This is a genomic window from Pseudomonas nicosulfuronedens (genome assembly GCF_005877905.1).
GTDB classification, from domain to species: domain Bacteria; phylum Pseudomonadota; class Gammaproteobacteria; order Pseudomonadales; family Pseudomonadaceae; genus Pseudomonas; species Pseudomonas nicosulfuronedens.
In genome coordinates, this window is the sequence record NZ_SWDV01000089.1 from 1 (window position 1) to 3,677 (window position 3,677).

The 3,677-nt window shown below is 63.0% G+C and carries 9 protein-coding genes; all 9 read left to right on the forward strand.

The window, feature by feature from the left end; translation table 11 throughout:
• Positions 1 to 262, forward strand: a 262-nt coding sequence (locus FAS41_RS30360) for a DNA-binding protein (RefSeq protein WP_342782987.1), incomplete at its 5' end; no start/stop codon positions are given.
• Positions 255 to 473: a hypothetical protein gene (locus FAS41_RS30365; protein ID WP_138526970.1), complete on the forward strand. Its 219-nt coding sequence runs from the start codon at positions 255 to 257 to the stop codon at positions 471 to 473. The genes FAS41_RS30360 and FAS41_RS30365, both read left to right, overlap by 8 nt.
• A 3-nt stretch (positions 474 to 476) precedes the next feature.
• Positions 477 to 812, forward strand: coding sequence for a lysogeny maintenance protein PflM (pflM, locus tag FAS41_RS30370; protein ID WP_138526971.1), 336 nt, complete (start codon positions 477 to 479; stop codon positions 810 to 812).
• Positions 813 to 815: 3 nt separating this feature from the next.
• A complete protein-coding gene (locus tag FAS41_RS30375) occupies positions 816 to 1,109 on the forward strand; it encodes a hypothetical protein (protein ID WP_138526972.1) in 294 nt (97 codons plus the stop codon).
• Positions 1,110 to 1,333: 224 nt separating this feature from the next.
• Positions 1,334 to 1,768 (forward strand): DNA-binding protein, encoded by a 435-nt coding sequence (locus FAS41_RS30380; RefSeq protein WP_138526973.1) that lies wholly within the window; start codon positions 1,334 to 1,336, stop codon positions 1,766 to 1,768.
• Between the two features lie 16 nt (positions 1,769 to 1,784).
• Positions 1,785 to 2,006, forward strand: a complete 222-nt coding sequence (locus tag FAS41_RS30385) for a hypothetical protein (RefSeq protein WP_138526974.1) — start codon at positions 1,785 to 1,787, stop codon at positions 2,004 to 2,006.
• A 1-nt stretch (position 2,007) separates the two neighbouring features.
• Positions 2,008 to 2,259 carry a hypothetical protein gene (locus tag FAS41_RS30390; protein ID WP_138526975.1) on the forward strand — a complete coding sequence of 84 codons (252 nt, stop codon included), beginning with the start codon at positions 2,008 to 2,010 and terminating at the stop codon, positions 2,257 to 2,259.
• A gap of 13 nt (positions 2,260 to 2,272) precedes the next feature.
• Entirely contained in the window at positions 2,273 to 2,512 is a 240-nt protein-coding gene (locus FAS41_RS30395) for a major capsid protein (RefSeq protein WP_138526976.1), read from the forward strand.
• Positions 2,513 to 2,652: 140 nt separating this feature from the next.
• A partial coding sequence (locus FAS41_RS30400; protein ID WP_138526977.1) for a hypothetical protein occupies positions 2,653 to 3,677 on the forward strand: 1,025 nt, incomplete at its 3' end.

Below are 3,677 nucleotides of genomic sequence, written 5' to 3' on the forward strand. Positions count from 1 at the left end.
TGGAATAGTGGGGTTCACCGTCACGGGGGCGATGGAAAAGGTCACGGACTTCCGCACCGCTCCGTTCTGCTCCCAGGCGGTATTCGCTCAGATGCTGGGCCTAGAGGACATCACGGAAGACGTGGTGCGTGGCTGGGTCGAAACCAAGACCGTGCCGACCGCCAAGATTGGCCGCCGCCGCGTCATTAATCTCCACAAAATCCGCCGCGACCTCGACCGGGGTAAGTCGATCTTCTGCCAAGGAGACTACGACGATGAGTAACCGCTATCTGGTTGAGATGTGCACCTTCCACGGTCCGACCCGCCAGCGCCGTTGGCACCGTGTTCATCAAGGCACTTCCCGCGTGGAATGCCAGCAATGGATTGATGAAGCCGTCTCCGGCTTTCCCTCCAATGCCGAAGCTCCGCGCTCCTGGAGCCTGACTCGTGAACGTGCCCTGCAGGGCTACCGAGTGCGTGGGGTGAGGGCATGAGCCATGAACCTACTCCGCGCCTACCAGGGCAAGCCGCATGCATCGGACTGCGACTGCTCTGTCTGTTGGTCCCGTCGCGAACTGGCGAAGCCCGTAGTCTCCCAGTCCACACCCTGCACCGAGTGCCGCCCTACGCGAGTCTTCACGGTCGTTACCACGATGGCCAAGGTCGCGGGAGTGTGGCGCTCGATCCACTCGACGTACCGGGTGGAACCGGGTTTTACCTGCGCGAAACACATGCCCGCGCTCCGTCCCCCGAAGTACTGGCACGTTATCTACGACAGTGGCAGGCCGACGCCCTTCGTCCCTGTGCGCGAGCCGTTCGAGCTGGAGGGCTGAGCCATGTTTGATGAAGTTTTCAATTGGCTGCTCTTCTTCTTCGGCCCCTTGGGCCTGCTGCTGATGCTGGTGGCGGCGGTTTTCGAACCATCGAAGAAAGACCTCAAAGCCGAGCTCGTCTTTGCCGATCCTGACGGTAGCCTGCGCACCACCACGGTGTTGCTGCTCGCCCTAGCCATTGCCTGCGCAAAGGCCAATCAGGTCCAGGGCCGCCGCACCGGCTTGTCCGAACGCGCTTTTTCGTTCGGACAAACGGAGCGCCGGGCGAAGCGCACCCTTGACCGTCCCCCGCCCTGAATAGCCTCCGCTCGGGAGTGAGGGGCAGCACCACCGCCCCGCGCTCCTGAGCCCTCGGCGGCGAGAGCGGGATGACAAGGGCAGAGCCCTTTGTGTTGCCCCCACTCACCGCCCGCACCACCGCAAAACCCAGGCACCACCACACCCGCTGAAAGACGGCCACCAACGCGCCCAATTTGCAGCAGCGGGCCAACTCATGCCCGAAAAAGGCAAAGGAGCTTCACATGAATATGTTTGCAACCACTGGCGGCGTAGTCGAACTCTGGGTCATCCAGACCGACACCTTCACTTCGAAAACCTCCGGCGAAGTCTTCGCCAGTGTGCAGGCCATCTCGCCGATTCCCGAAGGCGCTCGCGGCAACGCCAAGGGCTTCGAAATCACCCAGTACGACATCGAGCCGACCCTGCTCGACGCCATCGTCTTCGAAGGCTCCCCGGTGCTGTGCAAGTTCGCCACCGTGGTCCGTCCGACCAAGGACCGCTTCGGCAACACCAAAAACACCCAGGTGCTGACCGAACTGCTCGCCACCGGCAAAGACGTGCACACCCCGGCACCGAGCCGCCAGCAGCAACCCCAGGCACAAGCCCAGCGCCCAACCCAGCCGCCGGCCAGCGACAAGCCCGCCGCTGATAAACCCTCCGACAGCAGCAAGTCCTGACGGCGAGGGTAGGTAGATGAAAGCGCCGCTCCGTTTCGCCTTCGGCTGGGTTCTCTACGTCGCCATCGTCTGCGCGGTGTCGCCGGTCGTACGGGCGGTGCGCGAGTTCCTACAACCCTACCCGCTGGATTCCGTGATCGCTGTGGTCGCGGCGGCGTTCGCCTTCTTCGCCCTGTGGTGGTTCGTCCTGCGCTCCTTCTGGAGCTGGTGCGACCGTCCGCGCAAGGAGGCCCGCTGACATGTCAGGCGTGGTTGCCGTTCAGGTCTGCACCAGTTGGGCGTCCACGGCGGACGGCCTGATGCACTGCCAGCAGATCGAATGGCAACAGGCCTATCTGATTCCGCCCGAGGCCGCTGGAGCAATTGAAATCCTGGTCAACGGCGGGTTCTCCCTGGAGGCCTTCAGCATCGGTGCTGCGGGCGTTCTCGGAGCCTTCGTGACGGGGCTTTTGACTGGCTGGGTCGCGTCACTTCTTCGTAAAGCCAAGTAGAGAGGAAACACCCATGAACGCACTGCAAAAACTCAACCCGGTAACCGCGCTCCGCAACCTGTGCATCGCCGGCACCGTCACCGCCGTGACTTCGGTTCCGGCCTTCGCTGCCAGTGTCATCGACACTAGCGCGGTCGAGCAGGCCATCACTGACGGCAAGGGGGACATGTCCAACATCGGCGGCTACATCGTCGGTGCCCTGGTCATCCTGGCCGTCGCAGGCCTGATCTACAGCATGTTGCGCAAGGCGTAAGTGCTCTGGTCGGTGTGGTTGGGGGCCTTCTTCGCCGGGGCCTTCATCACGGGCTACCGATGCGGCGAATTCTTCTGACCCCACCCATGTGGCCGAACCTGGACCCCGCTTCGGCGGGGTTCTTTTTATCTGGAGGAACCATGCGGCTGCATCTTCGACTCGCCATCGCCGCCCTGGTCTTTCTGCTCAGTAGCGGCGCTTACGCACTGACGCCGTACCACTGGATTTTCAGCGATCGGAGTGGCCCGAACTTCGACTCTCCGGCGTCCGCCTGCTCCGACACCTTGGCGTACCTGCAGCGAATCAATCAGGGCGCGACAGTCAGTTATTCCGGCTATGTCATGGTGGGTGCAGACAAAGCCTCCTGTAACTTCTCGGTGGCCTGGCCCAGCACAACGGTTGCTGCCTCGCAGGGTTTGACCCGCGTAGGTGATGGCTGCGCTCAGGGCAGTGAGTACAACCCGGCAACCGCTGCCTGCGAGATCCAGCGCCCGAGCGACGCCGAGTGCAAGACCCGCGACAAGTACACCAAAGCCGTGCAGTTCGTCTTCACCGATGGCGGCGCGGTGCTTGACCTCGATCCGGAAATCAAAGACGGCTGCATCTACGAACCCGGCTCGCCAGAGAACTGCAACGACAACGTCTGCACCGTCGATATGAACCCGGTCGGCAACGACGACATGTCGGATAACCCCGACAACCCTGACCAGCAGCTGCAGGACTACCTCGACCAACTCGCCAAGCAATTCAAGTGCGAGAAAACCGCCAACGGCACGGTCGGCTGCACTGGCGCGCAAACCACCCCTCCCGATATCGACCCCGACGACAAATGCCCGGATGGCTATTCGTGGTCCGGCACCGCCTGCTTCCCCACCACGGGCGGCGGCAACGAAAACCCCGACAACCCCGGCGGTAATACCGGTGGCGGTGATGGCGGAAACAATGGCGGCGACGGCGGCACCGATCCGGGCACGGGCAACGGCGACGGCGGTGGCTCAACGGGTGGTGGCACGGGCGGCGGGGATGGCGGCACCAACGGCGGCGAGGGCCCGAAAGAGACCTTGGCGCAACCCAAGCAAGGCAACTGGGATGACGCGCTAACCACCTGGGAAGCCAAGGTCGCCGAAGCGAAAAAGGAGTTCTCCGAGAAGATCAAAGAGAACGC